Annotated in this window: 16 protein-coding genes; 13 read left to right on the top strand and 3 right to left on the bottom strand. The window is 71.7% G+C overall.

Annotation, left to right across the window (positions count from 1 at the left end; all coding sequences use genetic code 11):
* Positions 1–57: 57 nt before the first annotated feature.
* The 8 genes from recG (at position 58) to mutM (ending at position 7,823) form a co-directional block, all read left to right on the top strand.
* The gene (recG, locus tag HC362_RS08805; protein ID WP_279240079.1) at positions 58–2,334 is read left to right on the top strand and encodes an ATP-dependent DNA helicase RecG; all 2,277 of its coding nucleotides are present in this window, start codon (positions 58–60) and stop codon (positions 2,332–2,334) included.
* 168 nt (positions 2,335–2,502) lie between these two features.
* Complete coding sequence (gene rsmD, locus HC362_RS08800) at positions 2,503–3,102, top strand: 16S rRNA (guanine(966)-N(2))-methyltransferase RsmD (RefSeq protein ID WP_243083341.1); 600 nt, start codon at positions 2,503–2,505, stop codon at positions 3,100–3,102.
* Positions 3,103–3,155: 53 nt separating this feature from the next.
* Positions 3,156–3,635 carry a pantetheine-phosphate adenylyltransferase gene (gene coaD / locus HC362_RS08795; protein ID WP_243083340.1) on the top strand — a complete coding sequence of 160 codons (480 nt, stop codon included), beginning with the start codon at positions 3,156–3,158 and terminating at the stop codon, positions 3,633–3,635.
* Between the two features lie 89 nt (positions 3,636–3,724).
* Complete coding sequence (locus tag HC362_RS08790; RefSeq protein ID WP_243083339.1) at positions 3,725–4,903, top strand: ATP synthase F0 subunit B; 1,179 nt, start codon at positions 3,725–3,727, stop codon at positions 4,901–4,903.
* A 161-nt stretch (positions 4,904–5,064) separates the two neighbouring features.
* Positions 5,065–5,670 (top strand): DUF177 domain-containing protein, encoded by a 606-nt coding sequence (locus HC362_RS08785; protein WP_243083338.1) that lies wholly within the window; start codon positions 5,065–5,067, stop codon positions 5,668–5,670.
* Positions 5,671–5,672: 2 nt separating this feature from the next.
* The gene (gene rpmF / locus HC362_RS08780) at positions 5,673–5,846 is read left to right on the top strand and encodes a 50S ribosomal protein L32 (RefSeq protein ID WP_016470089.1); all 174 of its coding nucleotides are present in this window, start codon (positions 5,673–5,675) and stop codon (positions 5,844–5,846) included.
* 19 nt (positions 5,847–5,865) lie between these two features.
* Entirely contained in the window at positions 5,866–6,834 is a 969-nt protein-coding gene (rnc, locus tag HC362_RS08775) for a ribonuclease III (protein ID WP_243088442.1), read from the top strand.
* A 128-nt stretch (positions 6,835–6,962) separates the two neighbouring features.
* Positions 6,963–7,823, top strand: a complete 861-nt coding sequence (gene mutM, locus HC362_RS08770; protein ID WP_243083337.1) for a bifunctional DNA-formamidopyrimidine glycosylase/DNA-(apurinic or apyrimidinic site) lyase — start codon at positions 6,963–6,965, stop codon at positions 7,821–7,823.
* A 9-nt stretch (positions 7,824–7,832) separates the two neighbouring features.
* On the opposite strand, the gene HC362_RS08765 is transcribed toward mutM, so the two are convergent.
* Positions 7,833–8,726 carry a CAP domain-containing protein gene (locus HC362_RS08765; RefSeq protein WP_243083336.1) on the bottom strand — a complete coding sequence of 298 codons (894 nt, stop codon included), beginning with the start codon at positions 8,724–8,726 and terminating at the stop codon, positions 7,833–7,835.
* A 251-nt stretch (positions 8,727–8,977) separates the two neighbouring features.
* Here HC362_RS08765 and HC362_RS08760 point away from each other — a divergent pair, with 251 nt between their 5' ends.
* The 4 genes from HC362_RS08760 to HC362_RS08745 all read left to right on the top strand — a co-directional run bounded on the left by HC362_RS08760 (position 8,978) and on the right by HC362_RS08745 (position 15,406).
* Positions 8,978–9,268, top strand: coding sequence for an acylphosphatase (locus HC362_RS08760; protein WP_209267797.1), 291 nt, complete (start codon positions 8,978–8,980; stop codon positions 9,266–9,268).
* 310 nt (positions 9,269–9,578) lie between these two features.
* On the top strand, positions 9,579–9,785 hold the full coding sequence (locus HC362_RS08755; protein ID WP_209267763.1) for a hypothetical protein: 207 nt from the start codon (positions 9,579–9,581) through the stop codon (positions 9,783–9,785).
* Positions 9,786–10,107: 322 nt separating this feature from the next.
* Positions 10,108–13,734: a chromosome segregation protein SMC gene (gene smc, locus HC362_RS08750; RefSeq protein ID WP_243083335.1), complete on the top strand. Its 3,627-nt coding sequence runs from the start codon at positions 10,108–10,110 to the stop codon at positions 13,732–13,734.
* 238 nt (positions 13,735–13,972) lie between these two features.
* On the top strand, positions 13,973–15,406 hold the full coding sequence (locus tag HC362_RS08745) for a sugar porter family MFS transporter (protein ID WP_243083334.1): 1,434 nt from the start codon (positions 13,973–13,975) through the stop codon (positions 15,404–15,406).
* A 97-nt stretch (positions 15,407–15,503) separates the two neighbouring features.
* On the opposite strand, the gene HC362_RS08740 is transcribed toward HC362_RS08745, so the two are convergent.
* On the bottom strand, positions 15,504–16,523 hold the full coding sequence (locus HC362_RS08740; protein ID WP_279240078.1) for an LLM class flavin-dependent oxidoreductase: 1,020 nt from the start codon (positions 16,521–16,523) through the stop codon (positions 15,504–15,506).
* Between the two features lie 109 nt (positions 16,524–16,632).
* Between HC362_RS08740 and ftsY the strand changes: the two genes are divergently transcribed.
* Positions 16,633–17,859, top strand: a complete 1,227-nt coding sequence (ftsY, locus tag HC362_RS08735) for a signal recognition particle-docking protein FtsY (protein ID WP_243083333.1) — start codon at positions 16,633–16,635, stop codon at positions 17,857–17,859.
* Between the two features lie 85 nt (positions 17,860–17,944).
* Here the strand turns inward: ftsY and HC362_RS08730 are convergent, their stop codons facing one another.
* Positions 17,945–18,649, bottom strand: coding sequence for a bifunctional DNA primase/polymerase (locus HC362_RS08730; RefSeq protein WP_243083332.1), 705 nt, complete (start codon positions 18,647–18,649; stop codon positions 17,945–17,947).
* Positions 18,650–18,736: the final 87 nt, after the last annotated feature.

The raw sequence follows: 18,736 nt of genomic DNA, 5'->3' as shown, positions 1-18,736 counted from the left end.
AAGGCTCTCCTGGCGAGGGACAGCGGCGCTGTCACCCCCGTCCGGCAGGATGGGACCGTGCCCTCGACTGAAACGACGCGAAGCGAACCCCTCCAGGAGCCGCTGAAGGCGCTGCTCGGCGGCAACACCGCGAAGGTGATGTCCGAGCATCTCGGGCTGCGCACGGTCGGCGACCTGCTGCACCACTACCCGCGCCGCTACGCCGAGCGCGGCGAGCTGACCCGGCTGTCCGAGCTGCCGCTGGACGAGCACGTCACCGTCGTCGCGCGGATCCACGACGCGCGAGTGCACAAGTTCAACCGGGGCAAGGGGCAGCGCCTGGAGGTCACGCTGACGGACGGCAGCGGACGGCTCCAGCTCGTCTTCTTCGGCCGCTCGGTCCACTACCACCAGCGCACGCTGCTGCCGGGCAAGCGCGGCATGTTCGCCGGCAAGGTCGGGGTCTTCAACCGCAGGCTCCAGCTCTCGCACCCGGACTACAAACTCCTGGACGAGGACAGCGACGAGGAGACGGTGCAGCAGTTCGCCGGCGCGCTGCTGCCGCTCTACCCGGCGTGCAAGCAGCTCTCGTCCTGGAACATCGAGCAGTCCGTCGCCACCGTCCTCGGTGCGCTGGAGGCCACCGGCTGGCGCGGGCTGAGCGACCCGCTGCCCGGGGCGCTGCGCGAGCAGCGCGGACTGATCGCGCTCCCCGAGGCGTTCGAGAAGGTCCACCGGCCGTGCAGCAAAGCGGACATCGCCGAGGCCCGTGCCCGGCTCAAGTGGGACGAGGCGTTCGTCCTCCAGGTGGCGCTCGCCCGGCGGCGCGCCAAGGAGACCGAACTGCCCGCCGTGCCCCGGCAGCCGGTCCCGGGCGGCCTGCTGGACGCGTTCGACGCGCGGCTGCCGTTCACCCTCACCGACGGACAGCGCGAGGTCAGCCGGGAGATCTTCGCCGATCTGGCCACCGAGCACCCCATGCACCGGCTGCTCCAGGGAGAGGTCGGCTCCGGCAAGACGCTGGTGGCACTGCGGGCCATGCTCGCCACCGTGGACGCGGGCGGCCAGGCGGCGATGCTCGCGCCGACCGAGGTGCTGGCCCAGCAGCACCACCGGTCCATCACGGAGATGATGGGCGAGTTGGCCGAGGGCGGGATGTTGGGCGGCGCCGAGCAGGGCACCAAGGTGGTGCTGCTGACCGGTTCGATGGGCGCCGCGGCCAGGCGCCGGGCGCTGCTGGACCTGGCGACCGGCGAGGCCGGCATCGTGGTGGGCACCCACGCGCTGATCGAGGACAAGGTCACCTTCCACGACCTGGGCCTGGTCGTGGTGGACGAGCAGCACCGCTTCGGCGTCGAACAGCGCGACGCGCTCCGCTCGAAGGGCAAGCAACCACCGCATCTGCTGGTGATGACGGCGACGCCCATCCCCAGGACCGTCGCCATGACCGTCTTCGGCGATCTGGAGACCTCCGTCCTGGACCAACTCCCCGCTGGGCGCTCCCCGATCGCGACCCACGTCGTGCCGGTCAGGGACAAGCCGCACTTCCTCACCCGGACCTGGGAGCGCGTGCGCGAGGAGGCGGAGGCGGGGCATCAGACGTATGTCGTCTGCCCGCGGATCGGCGACGACGAGGAGACGGCATCGGCGAAGGGGGCGGCCGCGAAGCGGGCCGCGGACGAGGAGCAGTTCCCCGGAGGCGACGCGGACGGGGACGAGGGCGCCGACAGCGAGGAGAAGCGTCCGCCGCTGGCGGTCCTCGACATCGCCGACCAGCTCGCCTCCGGCCCGCTCGCCGGGCTGCGGGTCGCGGCCCTGCACGGACGGATGCAGCCCGAGGCGAAGGACGAGGTGATGCGGCGGTTCGCCGCGGGCGAGGTCGATGTGCTGGTGGCCACCACCGTCATCGAGGTCGGGGTGAACGTGCCCAACGCCACCGGCATGGTGATCATGGACGCGGACCGCTTCGGCGTATCCCAACTGCATCAGCTGCGCGGTCGCGTCGGCCGGGGCTCGGCCCCCGGCCTGTGCCTGCTGGTGACGGACATGCCGCAGGAGAGCCCGGCACGGGCCCGGTTGCAGGCCGTCGCGGCCACGCTCGACGGTTTCGAGCTCTCCCGCATCGACCTCGAACAGCGCCGCGAGGGCGATGTTCTCGGCCAGGCGCAGTCGGGGGTGCGCTCCTCGCTGCGGATGCTCGCCGTCATCGAGGACGAGGAGGTCATCGCCGAGGCCCGCGAAGAGGCCACGGCCCTGGTGGCCGCCGACCCGGAGCTGGCCGGCCACCCTGAGCTGCGCACGGCGCTGGCAGCGCTGCTGGACGAGGAGCGCGAGGAGTACCTCGACAAGGGCTGAAGCGCCCGCACGCCAGGCGCGCACCCGGCGTGGGCTCCTGGAGGCAGGGTCCAAGGTTGGACCCTTTGCTACGACGGGCAACGCGCCGCGTGGGATCCTGACCCTGGGTGTCCGCCGAACATGAGCACCCGCACACCACCAATCCACCCACACAAAGGACCCGCACTCATGACCCGCGTCATCGCCGGAGCCGCAGGCGGGCGGCGGCTGGCCGTCCCACCGGGCACCGGCACCCGGCCCACCTCCGACCGGGCCCGTGAGGGCCTGTTCTCCAGCTGGGAGTCGCAGTTGGGGGGCGCCGCGGGCTGGCAGGGGCTGCGGGTGCTGGATCTGTACGCCGGCTCGGGCGCCGTCGGCCTGGAGGCGCTCTCCAGGGGTGCCGCGTACGTACTGCTGGTCGAGACGGACACGCGTGCGGTGCGCACCATCAAGGAGAACGTGCGAACGGTCGGACTGCCGGGCGCACAGGTGCGGTCGGGCAAGGCCGGCCACGTCCTCGCGGGAGAGCCGCCCGAGCACCCGTTCGGCCTGGTCTTCCTCGACCCTCCGTACGCCGTCACCGACGACGAACTGCGGGAGACACTCCTCACACTCCGCGCGAAGGGCTGGCTGGCACCCGGTGCCTTGGCCACCGTGGAGCGCAGCACCAGGGGCGGTGATTTCCGCTGGCCGGAGGGTTTCGAGTCGCTCAGATCCCGTCGTTACGGCGAGGGAACGCTTTGGTACGGTCGCGCCGCCGCGCGGGAAGTTACTCGCGCGTCATGCTGAGATCACCTGAGGCAGGGCCCCGTGCCCGCCGTGAGGAGAGCGAGGAAGTGCCAGTGCGCCGCGCAGTCTGCCCGGGGTCCTTCGACCCCATCACCAATGGCCACCTCGACATCATCGACCGCGCCTCCCGGCTGTACGACGTGGTCCACGTCGCCGTGATGATCAACAAATCGAAGCAGGGGCTCTTCACCGTCGACGAGCGCATCGACCTGATCCGCCAGGTCACCGAGGGCTTCGGAAACGTCCAGGTGGAGGCGTTCCACGGGCTGTTGGTCGACTTCTGCAAGGAGCGCGACATCCCGGCCATCGTCAAGGGGCTGCGCGCGGTCAGCGACTTCGACTACGAGCTGCAGATGGCCCAGATGAACAACGGACTCTCCGGCGTCGAAACGCTGTTCGTCCCGACCAACCCCACCTACAGCTTCCTCTCCTCCAGCCTCGTCAAGGAGGTCGCCACCTGGGGCGGTGACGTCTCCCACCTGGTCCCGGACGCCGTCAACCGCGCGCTGGCCGAGCGCCTCACCGCACCGTGACCCCGGTCCTGCGACCGTGACCTGCCCGGATTCGCCGGTTTCGGGCAAGGAGTAACGGGCCCGCGCCCACTGGCCGTACAGTCGCCTGCGTGGACGTACAGCAGAAACTCGACGAGATCGTGGCGACCGTCGACGGCGCGCGCTCGATGCCCATGTCCGCCTCCTGCGTGGTCAACCGGGCCGAGCTGCTCGGCATGCTCGAGGAGGTGCGCCAGGCGCTGCCCGGCTCGCTCGCCGAGGCCCGCGAGGTGATCGGCGGCCGTGAGCAGGTCGTGGCCGAGGCGCACCAGGAGGCGCAGCGCATCATCGAGGCGGCTCAGGCCGAGCGCGCCGCGCTGGTGTCCGGCACGGAGGTGGCCCGCCGCGCCCAGGAGGAGGCCGACCGCATCCTGGGCGAGGCCCGCAGGGAGGCGGGCCAGATCCGCGCCGAGGCGGACGACTACGTCGACAGCAAGCTGGCCAACTTCGAGGCGGTGCTCTCCAAGACCATCGGCTCGATCGAGCGCGGCAGGGAGAAGCTGCTGGGCAGCGGGCCCGGGGCCGAGGAGTGGCACGAGGAGTACGCGCACGACGCCCCCGAGCGCACCGGCGACCCCCGCGAGCTGCAGCGCCGCGCTGACAGCTACGTCGAGGCGCGGCTCGGTTCCGTCTCAGCCGTGCTCGCCAAGACGCTGGAGGCGGTGGGGCGCGGCCGGCTCAAGCTGCACGGCCATGACCCCGCCGACGAGCTGGCGGCGCACATGGCCGCGCAGGACGGCGCCGAGAACTACAGCGGGCACACCAGCGACGCCGACTACCTCGCCGGGCTCGCCACCACCGACCCGGCGGCGCAGGCGGCCCAGGACCAGCAGCTCCCGCAGCCGCCCGCCCAGCCGCCGCAGGCCCCGCACATCCCTCCGCAGCCGCAGGGGCAGCCGGTCGCCGCCGACCCCTACTACGGGCAGCAGCAGATGCCGTACGACGGCGGTCAGCAGCACCACGACCCTTACGCGTACGCGCAGCAGGCCCAGCAGGAGGCGTACTACGCACCCCAGCAGCACGATCCGTACGGCTACGGTCAGCAGCAGGACGGGTACTACCCGCAGCAGCAACAGCAGCAGCACTACCAGCCGCAGCCCGAGCACGAGCCCCAGCACCATTCACAGCACCAGCACCACTCACCGCACCAGCCACAGGCGCAGCTCGACGAGACCAGCCTCTTCGACACCAGCATGATCGACATCGACCAGCTCAGGGCATACGAGCAGCGGCACGGCCAGGGCGGCTGACCCCCGGGCCCGGTGCGGGGCGGCACCACGGGCGCGGATTGGGTCATGGCGGAGCCGTCAAGTATCCTGTCTCTTCGGCCGTGAGTACGTGCGCGGCCTCGGCCCCACCCCGTAGAAAGCAGGAAGCCCTGAAATCCCCCCTCGACCACCGTGCTCCTCTCGTGTTCGACACGCGCGAGCTGGGGCGGCGTCCTGGTGCGATGAAGCGGCTCACCCGCGAGGTGGAGTCCCCCGGCGATCTTGGTGTGGAGTTCATCAAGGTTCCCGACGGGGCGACGATCGAGCTGGACCTCCGCCTGGAGTCGGTCATGGAAGGGGTGCTCGTCACGGGCACCGCCCGTGCACCGCTGACAGGGGAGTGCGTAAGGTGTCTGGAGCCGCTCGACCAGAGGGTCGAAGCGGACTTCCAGGAGATGTTCTCCTACCCCGAGGCCGACGACCGGGGCCGCCCTGTGGCGGAGCCCGCTGACGGCGAAGGGACCGAGGGGGAAGAGGACACCCTCTTCCTCGAGGGCGACCTGTTCGACCTCGAACCCGTGCTGCGTGACGCGGTGGTGCTCGCACTGCCGCTGCAGCCGGTGTGCCGCGAGGACTGTCCAGGCCTGTGCCCCGAGTGCGGGGCCCGGCTGGCGGACGATCCCGACCACGGGCACGAAGACGCCGTCGACATCAGGTGGGCGGCACTGCAGGGACTCGCCGAGACCATGACGGACGGCGAGAAGGACAACGAGCCCCGCACCGACGGGGATGACTCACAGGAGAAGTAGCCGTGGCTGTTCCGAAGCGGAAGATGTCGCGCAGCAACACGCGCCACCGCCGGTCGCAGTGGAAGGCTGCGGTCCCCACCCTGGTGAAGTGCGAGCGCTGCCGCGAGCCCAAGCAGCAGCACATCGCGTGCCCGAGCTGCGGCACCTACAACAAGCGCCAGGTCCTCGAGGTCTGATCGGCTGGTGACAGGCTCAATGTCCAACGCCGGCACTCCTCAGAACCCCGCTCCCGGGAAGGGAGGAGATTCTGCGGAGCTGGTGGACGCGGCCTCGTCCCACGCGGTTCTGGAAGGGCGGCTCGGTTACCAACTGGAGTCCGCCCTTCTGGTGCGTGCGCTGACGCACCGCAGTTACGCGTACGAGAACGGCGGGCTGCCCACCAACGAGCGCTTGGAGTTCCTCGGTGACTCCGTCCTCGGACTCGTCGTCACCGACACCCTCTACCGGATGCATCCGGACCTTCCGGAGGGCCAGCTCGCCAAGCTGCGGGCCGCGGTGGTCAATTCGCGCGCCCTCGCGGGCGTGGCCCGGGGGCTCGACCTGGGCGCCTTCATCCGCCTCGGCAGGGGCGAGGAGGGCACCGGAGGCCGGGACAAGGCGTCGATCCTCGCCGACACCCTGGAAGCGGTCATCGGCGCCGTCTATCTCGACCAGGGCCTGGAGGCGGCCTCCGAACTGGTGCACCGCCTCTTCGACCCGCTCATCGAGCGCTCCTCCAACCTCGGCGCAGGCCTGGACTGGAAGACCAGCCTCCAGGAGCTGACGGCCGCCGAGGGACTCGGCGTACCGGAATACCTGGTCTCCGAGACGGGCCCGGACCACGAGAAGACCTTCACGGCTGCTGCCCGCGTCGGTGGTGTCGCGTACGGCACCGGCACAGGACGCAGCAAGAAGGAGGCGGAGCAGCAGGCAGCCGAGGCCGCTTGGCGCGCGATCACGGCCCGCAGCGAGGCCGCGGCCAAGAGCGCCCAGGACGCCAAGGGCGCCGCTGCCGACAAGGGCGCCGCTGCCGACAAGGGCGCTCCCGCCGAGGAGGGCGAGTCGGCGGGCAAGGGCGTGCCGGCCGCCAAGAGCGGTGGCTCGGCGCCGTCCGTGCCGGACACCCAGCGGAGCGAGCCGGCGGAGCCCACCGAACCCACCGAGGGCACCACCGCCTCCCGCTGAACGCGCCCGCGCCCGCACCGCACGCACGCCCCGAGCGCCGACCGCGTCGCTCGCACCGGCCGTCCCTCCCGGGGCGGCCGGTGGTGTTCCCGGCCCCGGATGCGGGGCCCTGTCAGACGAGGAGTCCCGTGCCCGAGCTGCCGGAAGTCGAGGTCGTCCGTCGCGGCCTGGAGCGCTGGGCCGGCGGCCGCACCATCGCCGCCGCCGAAGTGCTCCACCCCCGTGCCATCCGCCGCCACACCGCCGGACCACTGGACTTCACCGCGCGGCTGGCGGGCCGTCGTATCGCCGCGGCCAGGCGCCGGGGCAAGTATCTGTGGCTGCCCGTCGACGACGGCTCCCACGCGCTCCTCGCCCACCTCGGGATGAGCGGGCAGCTGCTGATACAGCCGCCCGGCGCCCCCGACGAGCGGCATCTGCGCGTCCGGTTCACCTTCGAGGACGCGGACGGCGGCGAGCTGCGCTTCGTCGACCAGCGCACCTTCGGCGGCCTCTCCCTCCACCCGGCCGCCGAGGACGGGCTGCCCGATGTGATCGCGCACATCGCCCGCGACCCGCTCGACCCGGACTTCGACAAGGCCGCCTTCCACGCGGCCCTGCGCCGCCGCCGTACGACGATCAAGCGCGCTCTGCTGGACCAGTCGCTGATCAGCGGCGTCGGCAACATCTACGCCGACGAGGCGCTGTGGCGCTCCCGGCTGCACTACGACCGCCCCACGGCCACCCTGACCCGGGCGCGGACCACCGAGCTGCTCGGGCACGTACGGGACGTGATGACCGCAGCGCTCGCCCAGGGCGGCACCAGCTTCGACAGCCTCTATGTGAACGTCAACGGCGAGTCCGGCTACTTCGAGCGCTCACTGGACGCCTACGGCCGCCAGGACGAGCCCTGCAGGCGCTGCGGCACCGCGATGCGGCGCAGCGCCTGGATGAACCGCTCCAGCTACTTCTGCCCTCGCTGCCAGCGCGCCCCCCGCGCCACGGCCTGAGCCGCACCCTCAGAAGCCGAAGTCCTGCGTCCACCAGGGGCCGCCCTCGGCGAAGTGGGCACCGACGCCCAGGGTGCGGTAGTCGCAGTTGAGTATGTTGGCCCGGTGGCCTGGGCTGTGCATCCACGAGTCCATGACCGAACGCGCGTTGGCCTGGCCGCGCGCTATGTTCTCGCCACCCAGGTCGCTTATGCCCGCGGCCTCGGCCCGGTCCCAGGGGCTCTTGCCGTCGGGTGAGGTGTGCGAGAAGAAGCCGCGCCGAGCCATGTCCTCGCTGTACTCGCCGGCCAGTTCGGCGAGCCGGCGGTCGGCCTTGAGCGGCCGGCAGCCCGCCTTGGCCCGTTCCTGGTTCACCAGTGCGAGGACCTCGCTCTCGGCGGCGGCCTCCTGATCGGCCGCCGCGGTGCTGCCGCCCGCGGCCTTGCCCGGCCCGGTCCTGGTGTCGTCGTCCGAGCGGGAGCCGCGCCCCTTGCCGTGCGGGCGCTCGGGGGTCTTCGACGGCCGCGACGAGGGGGTGGCCTCCGGCTTCTCACTGGGCCGGGCGTGGTCCCGGGTGGGCGTCGGCCGGGGGCTTGGGCTGCGCTCGTCGTCGTGGCCGGGGGCCGTGGTGGCGGCCGGATCGGAGGGGGTGCCGGTCAGCGGCGGGGAGGCGGGTTCGCCGGTGCCGTCGGCCTGTACCCGGCCGTCCCGCGGGCCGCCGAGCCCGCCGGGCGCGGGTATCAGTCCCGAGGCCACTGCCACGGTGCCCATCGCGAGCGCCGCTGAGGCACCCAGCAGGCCGGTCCGTACCGGGGCCGCCGCGCGTCTGCGGCGTCGGCCCGCATGGTGCCGGGGTGCGGGCTGCCGCTGGGCGGGCTCAGGTGCGGCGGCAGGAGTGGGGGTAGCGCGTCGATGGCGGCCCATCAGTGCTGTCCTCACATTGCTCGGCGGTACGGCGGCACTGTCGCTTCCCTCTTCACCCCCGGGTGTGAGCGAGGTGTGAAGAGAGTTGCCGGGCAATGTACGGCATCCCCACGGGGCCTGATGTGTCCGCTCGGGAATTGTCCGGATAGCGTGCACCTATGGCTGCCATCAACCCGACCGAGCGCACGGACGGCACACCGCGCGAGAAGTTGAGTGAACAACGCGGCGAACAGCTGCCCGAACAGCCTGCCCTGGCACGGCCCGACGAGCCCGCGCGGCTGACCGCCTGGGTGCGGGGCGAGGTGCAGGGGGTCGGCTTCCGCTGGTTCACCCGGGCGGCGGCACTGCGGATCGGCCGCCTCGTCGGCTTCGCGCTCAATCTCGGTGACGGCCGGGTCCAGATCGTCGCGGAGGGCACCAGGGCGGACTGCGAGCGGCTGCTGGAGTGGCTGCGCGGTGACGACACGCCCGGACACGTGGACGGCGTCACCGAGATCTGGGACACACCCCGCGGGGGGTACCGCGGCTTCGCGATCCGTTGATCCAATACGGTTGCCATTCCCGCCGTACCGTGCAAAGCTGCCGCAACGAGTGAGCACCGTGGATCTTCCACCAGCCCCCGCGGACAGCCTTCTCCGGCGCCGGACGCCGTCGAGTCGAGGCAGGCCCGGGGGCGTGACGTGTGATCGTGTTGACCGTCAAACCATTTGGTGAGATCCTGAAACCCCGCGCACCTGAGCTGTTTGATCCAGAGAACCTTTAGTAAAAGTCCAGAACAGACCCTCAACGGTGCGAATCCCTCACGACCCACCAAACCCACGGTCGGTCACTCAGTGTGGAGGACCATCCATCATGGCAAAGGCGCTTCTCGGTCACGTCGGCGGCTACGACCCCCGAGTGCTCGCCGAGATGCGACGGCTACAGCAGCGTGTGCAGGACCTGGAATCCGAACTCGTACGGATGCAGGCCGAGAACGACGCTCTGTCCGCCGCCGCTCGGAACCGCGACTCGGTGTTCGAAGACATCGACGTGAAGACGGCCGAGCCTGCGCTGACCTGATCCACGCCCGCCGGGCAGGACGGGCTGAGCAGGACAGCCGTACTCAGAAATCTCAAGGGACGCTCCGGCGTCCCTTAGTTTTTGCCCGCCGGTCGTCCGCTGGTGTGGGGTGTGTGCTCATCAGGGTGCGTCTCGTTACGTCTCATCTGCCCTGGCCCCCTCCCGGTGAAACCCCCGCGCGAACACGCGCTGGAACCCCTGCGCGAACAGCGGGTGAACCATCCGCGCCGATACCGGGTCACAAGTGGGCGGAAAACCCGGCGCGGGACTCCGGGGCCGTCGGCGCGACATCCCCGGGCCAACCTCGGTAAGGTCCGGACGCGTGCACCTCAAGAGCCTGACACTGCGGGGATTCAAGTCCTTCGCCTCCGCCACGACGCTGCGCTTCGAGCCCGGCATCACCTGCGTCGTCGGCCCCAACGGCTCGGGCAAGTCCAACGTGGTCGACGCCCTCTCCTGGGTGATGGGCGAGCAGGGCGCCAAGTCGCTGCGCGGCGGCAAGATGGAGGACGTCATCTTCGCCGGGACCACCGGGCGCCCGCCGCTGGGCCGGGCCGAGGTCTCGCTGACCATCGACAACACCGACGGCGCGCTGCCCATCGAGTACTCGGAGGTCACCCTCACCCGGATCATGTTCCGCAACGGGGGCAGTGAGTACCAGATCAACGGTGACACCTGCCGGCTCCTCGACATCCAGGAGCTGCTCTCCGACTCCGGTATCGGCCGCGAGATGCACGTCATCGTCGGCCAGGGCCAGCTCGACGGGGTACTGCACGCCGACCCGACCGGGCGCCGCGCCTTCATCGAGGAGGCGGCGGGCGTCCTCAAGCACCGCAAGCGCAAGGAGAAGGCGCTGCGGAAGCTGGACGCCATGCAGGCGAATCTCGCCCGCGTCCAGGACCTCACCGACGAGCTGCGCCGCCAGCTCAAGCCGCTCGGCCGGCAGGCCGCTGTGGCCCGTAAGGCCCAGGTCATCCAGGCGGACCTGCGGGACGCCCGGCTGCGGCTGCTCGCCGACGACCTGGTCTCGCTGCGCGAGGCGCTGCGCACCGAGGTGGCCGACGAGGCCGAACTCAAGCAGCGCAAACAGGCCGCCGAGGCGGAGCTGAAGGAGGCGCTGCGCCGCGAGGCCGACCTCGAACAGCAGGTCCGCACCCTCGCGCCCCGGCTGGAGCGCGCCCAGCAGACCTGGTACGAGCTCTCCCGGCTGGCCGAACGGGTACGCGGCACCGTCGGCCTGGCCGACCAGCGCGTCCAGCACGCCGCCGCGCCCCAGCCGGAGGAGCGCAGGGGGCGCGACCCGGAGGAGATGGAGCGCGAGGCGGCCCGCGTCCGCGAACAGGAGGCCGAGCTGGAGGCCGCACTGGAGGCCGCCACCACGGCACTGGACGAGACGGTCGCACACCGTGCCGAGCTGGAGCGTCGGCTGGAGCAGGAGGAGCGCCGTCTGCGGGACGAGGCGCGGGCGCTCGCCGAGCGCCGCGAGGGGCTCGAACGCCTGCGCGGCAAGGCGGGGGCTGCGCGCAGCCGGGTCGCCTCGGCCCAGGCCGAGATCGACCGCCTGGCCACCGCACGTGACGACGCCCTCCACCGCGCCGAGCAGGCCGAGGCGGAGTACGAGGCGCTGCGCGGCGAGGTCGAAGGGCTCGACGAGGGCGACGAGCAGCTCGCCGACCGCCACGAGCAGGCCAAGCGCGAACTGGCCGAGGCCGAGGCCGGGTTCGGAGCAGCCCGCGAAGCGCTCACCGAGGCCGAACGCGAACGCGCGGCGACCGCGGCCCGCCATGACACCCTCGCTCTCAACCTCCGCCGCAAGGACGGTACGGCGGCGCTGCTGGCCGCCAAGGACCGCCTCACCGGGCTGCTCGGCCCCGCAGCCGAGCTGTTGACGGTGACCCCCGGTTACGAGCTGCCGATAGCGGCCGCGTTGGGGGCGGCTGCCGACGCGGTCGCGGTCACCGATGTGTCCACGGCGGCCGAGGCGCTGCGCCTGCTGCGCAAGGAGGACGGCGGCCGCGCGACGCTGCTGGTGGCGAGCGAGGCGGGTGGGCAATCGTTCCGCCGGGCCGCACCTTCCGGGCCGGGACCCGGCGGGGAGGGGCCCGTACCCGTCGACGGCAGCGGCTCCGCGTCCCCGCACGGCACCCCGGCCGTCTCGCTGGTGACCGCGCCGGAACAGCTCCGCGCCACCCTCGCGTATCTGCTCGGGAACATGGTGGTGGTCGGCACCCTGGAGGCCGCCGAGGAGCTCGTCAGGCGCCACCCCGGGTACCAGGCGGTCACCGCCGAGGGCGACCTCCTCTCGGCGCACCGTGCCAGCGGCGGCTCGGAGGGCGCGCCCTCCCTGCTCGAAGCCCAGGCGGCCGTGGACGAGGCGGCAGCACAGCTCACCGAGCTGGAGACCCGCTGCGAACGGCTGCGGGAGGCCCAGGCCGAGGCCAAGGAGGCCCGCAGGGCGGCGGCGGCCCGGGTGGAGGACCTGGCCCGGCAGCGCAGCAGCGCGGAGCGCGAGAAGTCCAAGGTGGCCGGGAGGGTCGGCACCCTCGCCGGGCAGGCGCGGGCGGCGCGAGGAGAGGCCGAGCGCGCGGCCGCGGCCGTCAGCAAGGCGGAGGAAGCCCTCGCGAAGGCCCGCCAGGAGGCCGACGAGCTGGCCGAGAGCCTCGCCACCGCGGAGGAGGCCCAGGAGAGGGAAGGGACCGACGACCCCGACACCTCCGTCCGCGACCGTCTCGCCGCCGACGGCGCCAACGCGCGCCAGACCGAGATGGAGGCGCGCCTCCAGGTCCGTACGCACGAGGAGCGGGTCAAGGCCATCGCCGGCCGCGCCGACGCACTCGACCGGGGTGCCCGTGCCGAGCGCGAGGCACGGGCACGGGCCGAGGAGCGCCGGGCACGGCTGCGCCACGAGGCCGAGGTCGCGCAGGCCGTGGCCGACGGTGCCCGGCAGCTGCTCGCCTGTGTCGAGGCCTCGCTGGAACGGGCCGGTGAGGAGCGCGAGAGCATCGAGCGGGCCAAGGCCGAGCGCGAGCAGACGCTGGCCGACGAGCGCAGCGCGGGCCGGGCCCTCAAGGAGGAGCTGGACAAGCTCACCGACTCGGTGCACCGGGGCGAGGTGCTCGGCGCGGAGAAGCGGATGCGCATCGAGCAGCTGGAGACCAAGGCCCTGGAGGAACTGGGCGTGGAGCCGGAGGGGCTGGTCCGGGACTACGGGCCCGACCAGTTGGTGCCGCCGTCCCCGCCCGCCGAGGGTGAGGAACTGCCCGAGGACCCGGAACATCCGCGCAACAAGCCGGTGCCGTTCGTCCGTGCCGAGCAGGAGAAGCGGCTCAAGGCGGCCGAGCGTGCCTACCAGAAGCTGGGAAAGGTCAACCCGCTGGCCCTGGAGGAGTTCGCGGCGCTGGAGGAGCGGCACCAGTTCCTCAGCGAGCAGCTGGAGGATCTGAAGAAGACGCGCGCCGACCTCCTCCAGGTGGTCAAGGAGGTCGACGAGCGGGTCGAGCAGGTCTTCACGGAGGCGTACCACGACACCGCGCGCGAGTTCGAGGGCGTCTTCTCGCGGCTCTTCCCGGGCGGTGAGGGGCGGCTGGTGCTCACCGACCCCGACGACATGCTGGCCACGGGCGTCGACGTGGAGGCCAGGCCGCCGGGCAAGAAGGTCAAGCGGCTCTCGCTGCTCTCCGGCGGTGAGCGGTCGCTGACGGCGGTCGCGCTGCTGGTGTCGATCTTCAAGGCGCGGCCCAGCCCGTTCTATGTGATGGACGAGGTCGAGGCGGCGCTGGACGACACCAACCTCCAGCGGCTCATCAGGATCATGGAGGAGCTCAAGGACAGCTCCCAGCTGATCGTGATCACCCATCAGAAGCGCACCATGGAGGTCGCCGACGCGCTCTACGGCGTCTCCATGCAGGGCGACGGTGTCTCCAAGGTGATCAGCCAGCGGCTCTCCTGAAACGGTCGGGAACCGTCAGGAAACGGTCGCTTCACTTCAGAAGTCGAACGATGATCGCTTCTTGTGTGCTCGGATTCGCAGAAGCTGACCTATTGACTTCATAAATTGAAGATTTACAGTCTGAGAAGCCGCCGTTAAGCAGGAGGCCAGCGCGCTACCCCCCGCGCAGGCCCGTCTTCGACCTTTGACGGTGGTGTCCCCGCCCGGCACTGTCGCCGGGGTACCTCAGGAGTAGATCTTGACCAGCACAGCGCAGGAAGCGCCGCAGTCGCGGCCAGGCACCGGAGCGCACACCGCGCCCCTCGGCCGTGTCGTCTTCATCACGGCCGCAGCCGCCATGGGCGGCTTTCTCTTCGGCTACGACAGCTCAGTCATCAACGGAGCGGTGGAGGCGATCCGCGGCCGCTTCGACGTCGGCTCCGCCATGCTGGCGCAGGTCATCGCCGCCGCGCTGATCGGCAGCGCCATCGGCGCCGCCGTCGCCGGACGAATAGCCGACCGCATAGGCCGGATCCAGGTCATGCGGCTGGCCGCGATCCTGTTCATCGTCAGCGCCGTCGGCTCGGCCCTGCCCTTCGCCCTGTGGGACCTGGCGATGTGGCGGGTGCTGGGCGGTATCGCCATCGGTATGGCCTCCGTCATCGGCCCGGCCTATATCGCCGAGGTCTCCCCGCCCGCCTACCGCGGCCGCCTCGCCTCGTTCCAGCAGGGCGCGATCGTGCTGGGCATCGCCGTCTCGCAGCTCGTCAACTGGGCGATCCTCAACCTCGCCGACGGCAAGCAGCGCGGTGACGTCGCCGGCCTGGAGGCCTGGCAGTGGATGCTCGGCATCATGGTGATCCCCGCGGTCGGGTACTTCCTGCTCTCCTTCGCCATCCCCGAGTCGCCGCGCTTCCTGATCTCCGTCGGCCGCAAGGACCGGGCCCGCGAGGTGCTGGCCGGTGTCGAGGGCGAACACGAGGGCCTCGACCTGCGGATCGGTGAGATCGAGACCGCGATGCGCAGCGAGCACAAGTCCACCTTCCGGGACCTGATGGGCGGCCGCTTCGGTCTGCTGCCCATCGTCTGGGTCGGCATCGGGCTGTCGGTCTTCCAGCAGCTCGTCGGCATCAACGTGGTCTTCTACTACTCCTCGACGCTGTGGCAGTCGGTGGGCATCAACCCGGAGAGCTCGTTCTTCTACTCCTTCACGACCTCGATCGTGAACATCATCGGCACCGTCATCGCCATGATCTTCGTCGACCGCATCGGCCGGAAGCCGCTGGCGCTGATCGGCTCGGTCGGTATGACCCTCTCGCTGGCCTCGGTGGCCTGGGCGTTCTCCGCCAAGACCGGCTCCGGCGACAACGTCTCGCTGCCGGACGCACAGGGCGTGGTCGCCCTGGTCGGCGCGCACACCTTCACCCTCTTCTTCGCCCTCTCCTGGGGTGTGGTCGTCTGGGTGCTGCTCGGCGAGATCTTCCCGAACAAGATCCGCGCCGCCGCGCTCGGTGTCGCCGCCTCCGCGCAGTGGGTCGCCAACTGGGTCATCACGGCCAGCTTCCCCAGCCTGTCGGAGTGGAACCTGTCCGCCACCTACGTCGGCTACACGATCTTCGCCCTGCTCTCGATTCCGTTCATCCTCAAGTGGGTGCCGGAGCCGAAGGGCAAGGCGTTGGAGGAGATGGGCTAAGCCCCCCGCCGCCCACTCCTCGTACGGCGCTGCCCCGGCTCCTTCGCCAGGAGCCGGGGCAGCGGGCTGTCCGGGTACCGGCAGGCCGGGGCGACGGTCACTCCTCGATCTCCTTCAGGTGTGGCATGACCTGCTCCACCAGCAGCCGCAGCGACCGCCATCCCTCCCAGGCCGGCATCCCGCCGCACAGCGGATGCAGCAGGATCTGCCGTGCTCCGGCCGGCTGCCGCTCCACCATCGACAGGCACTCCTCGGGGGTGAGGAAGCGGTAGACGCCCTCCGCGCGCAGCTCGGCCACGGTGGTGGCACGCGCCCGCATCACCGAGTGCACATCCGGCGTCTGCCACGAGGCGTACTGCCGTGCCTCGTACAGAAAGTGGTCACCCAGCTCCTCCCACGCCCGGTCCGGGTCCTCGGTCAGATGGACGGCCGGCAGCTCGGGTGGCGGCATCAGACACAGCGGAGCGCCGCCCGCCGCCGCACAGCGCTCCTCGTAGTAGCGCGCGAGCTCGGGCAGGTGTGCGGGCAGGAAGAGGGGCAGCCCCAGCCGTGCGGCGCGGCGCGCGGCGGGCCGCGAGCTGCCGCCGACGAACAGCGGCGGATGCGGACGGCTGTGCGGGCGCGGGGTGACGCGCACCGTACGGCCCCGGTAGCTGAACGGCTCGCCCGTCCAGGCGGCCAGCAGCGTCTCCAGCACCTCGTCCTGGAGGGCGCCGCGCCGGGAGAAGTCCAGCCCGAGCGCTTCGTACTCCTCGGGCCGGTAGCCGATTCCGGCCACCGTGACCAGCCGCCCGCCCCCGGCCAGGTCCAGCACCGCGATGTCCTCGGCCAGCCGCAGCGGGTCGTACAGCGGCGCCAGGATCGCGCAGGCCGTCACCAGCGTGCTGCGGGTGCGGCCCAGCAGGGCGCCGGCCAAGGCGAGCGGCGCGGGGAGCCAGCCGTCCGGCGAGCCGTGGTGCTCCTCGACGATGAGAGACGTCACACCGTGCTCGTCGGCGTAGCCCGCCAGCTCCAGGGCCGCCCGGTAGCGGTCCACCGGCCGCTCGGCCGAATCTCGGCCATCCGGCGGCTGTTCGGGCTGGACGAGGTTGAAGCGGACATTGGTCGTCACGGTCACGAGGACCTCCACCCGGGCAGACGGCAACGGCGAGTGCCGGACCGTAGCCCAGCACGCGCGAAGAGGGAATGGCGGTGAAGCGTTGACGGTGGCCGATACTGGAGCCGCTATGGAAATCGTCATCCTTGTAGTAGTCATCGCTGTGATCGCGCTCGCCGCGATCAGCGGGCTCGTGGTCACCGGCCGCAGGAAGAAGGCGGCCGAGGCCCAGCAGCCCGACACCTCCGAGAGCACCACCCAGACCCCCACCCGCACCGCGGAACCGAAGGTCGGAGAGGAGGCGGAGGCCCCGCCCGAAGGGGCCCGCCGTACGATCGAGGAGGTCGGCCTTCCCGAGGCCGAGGAGGCGGAGGCACCGGCCACCGCCGAGGCGGCGACGGCCGCCCCCGAGATCGAGACCCCGGCACCGACAGCGGGCCGCCTGGTGCGGCTGCGCGACCGGCTCTCCCGCTCCCAGAACTCCCTCGGCAAGGGCCTGCTGACCCTGCTGTCCCGCGAGCACCTGGACGAGGAGACCTGGGAGGAGGTCGAGGACACCCTGCTGACCGCCGACGTCGGAGTGGGCCCCACCCAGGAGCTGGTCGAGCGGCTGCGCGAGCGCGTCAAGGTGCTGGGCACCCGCACCCCCGAGGAGCTGCGCGGCCTGCTGCGCGAGGAGCTGCTCCAGCTGGTCGGCACCGATCTGGACCGTACGGTGCACACCGAGACCCAGGGTGCCGTCGACCGGCCCGGCGTGGTGCTGGTCGTCGGCGTCAACGGCACAGGCAAGACCACCACCACGGGCAAGCTCGCCCGGGTGCTGGTGGCCGACGGCAAGTCGGTGGTGCTCGGCGCGGCCGACACCTTCCGCGCCGCCGCCGCCGACCAGCTGGAGACCTGGGGCACGCGGGTCGGCGCCCGTACGGTGCGGGGCCCCGAGGGCGGTGATCCCGCCTCGGTCGCGTTCGACGCGGTCAAGCAGGGCACCGAGGCGGGCGCCGACGTGGTGCTGGTCGACACAGCGGGCCGGCTGCACACCAAGACCGGCCTGATGGACGAGCTCGGCAAGGTCAAGCGCGTCGTGGAGAAGCAGGGCCCGGTGGACGAGGTGCTGCTGGTGCTGGACGCCACCACGGGCCAGAACGGCCTGGTGCAGGCCAGGGTGTTCGCCGAGGTCGTGGACATCAGCGGCATCGTGCTCACCAAGCTGGACGGCACAGCCAAGGGCGGCATCGTCGTCGCCGTCCAGCGCGAACTCGGCGTTCCGGTCAAGCTCGTGGGCCTGGGCGAGGGCGCGGATGATCTGGCGCCGTTCGAGGCGGAGGCCTTCGTGGACGCGCTGGTCCGCGAGGGCTGAGACCGCTGAGACCATGCACGGTCGCCGCGGCGGAGACGGCTTCGCTCGCGGCGACCGCGCGTTGGGGGTGTGTTCCCCGCGCCCCTTACGGGGCGCAGCTCCGTCCGGCCCGCTGGCACACGTACGCCAGCGTGCCCAGCAGCAGGCGGGCCTGCGGGGGGCGGCCCGCGGCCTCCAGCGTCGGCGGACGCAGCCAGCGCACCGGGCCGAGACCGGCGAGGTCGGACGGCGGGGCCGTGATGTGCTCGCCCTCGCCCCTGCCGCGCAGGTCGAGATCGGCGTCGTCCCAGCCCATCCGGTAGAGCAGCTCGGGAAGCTCGGCGGCCGCGCCCGGGGCGACCAGAAACCATGCCCGACCGTGCGGCGTGGCCGCGACCGGACCGAGCGGCACCCCCATGCGCTCCAGCCGCACCAGCGCGCACTGTCCGGCCCACTCGGCGACCTCGATCACGTCGAAGGCGCGGCCCGTGGGGAGCAGCGTGGCGGCGCCGGGGACCGCGGACCAGGCGCGGGTGGCCTCATCGAGGGTGGCGCCCGCGGGCACCTCGAGCGAGGCGTCGAGCGGGTGGTCGCCGGGGGAGGGGCAGGCACTCGCGCCGCAGGAGCAGGTGACGCGGCCGCCCGAGCGGGTTGCCCGGGCGCCGGGGATCACGTCCCAGCCCCACAGGCTCGTGTATTCCGCGACAGTGGTGCACACCTGGGCGCGTTCGCGCCTGCGTGCGCCGGGCCGCAGCTCGCGGATCTCGCGGATGCCGCTGAGACCGCTGATGGCGCCGATCGTGAAGCCCATGCTCACTCCAACGGGTCCCGAATGCTTATGGTTACGGCAACGTTGCACACAGTGACGGACGGACTCCTGGGTGAGGACGGGAAGAGT

This window comes from Streptomyces sp. 891-h, from assembly GCF_022760275.1.
Classification (GTDB): Bacteria; Actinomycetota; Actinomycetes; order Streptomycetales; family Streptomycetaceae; genus Streptomyces; species Streptomyces spirodelae.
The sequence above is the reverse complement of the archived record's forward strand: the minus strand, read 5'-3'. Positions and strand labels throughout refer to the sequence as shown.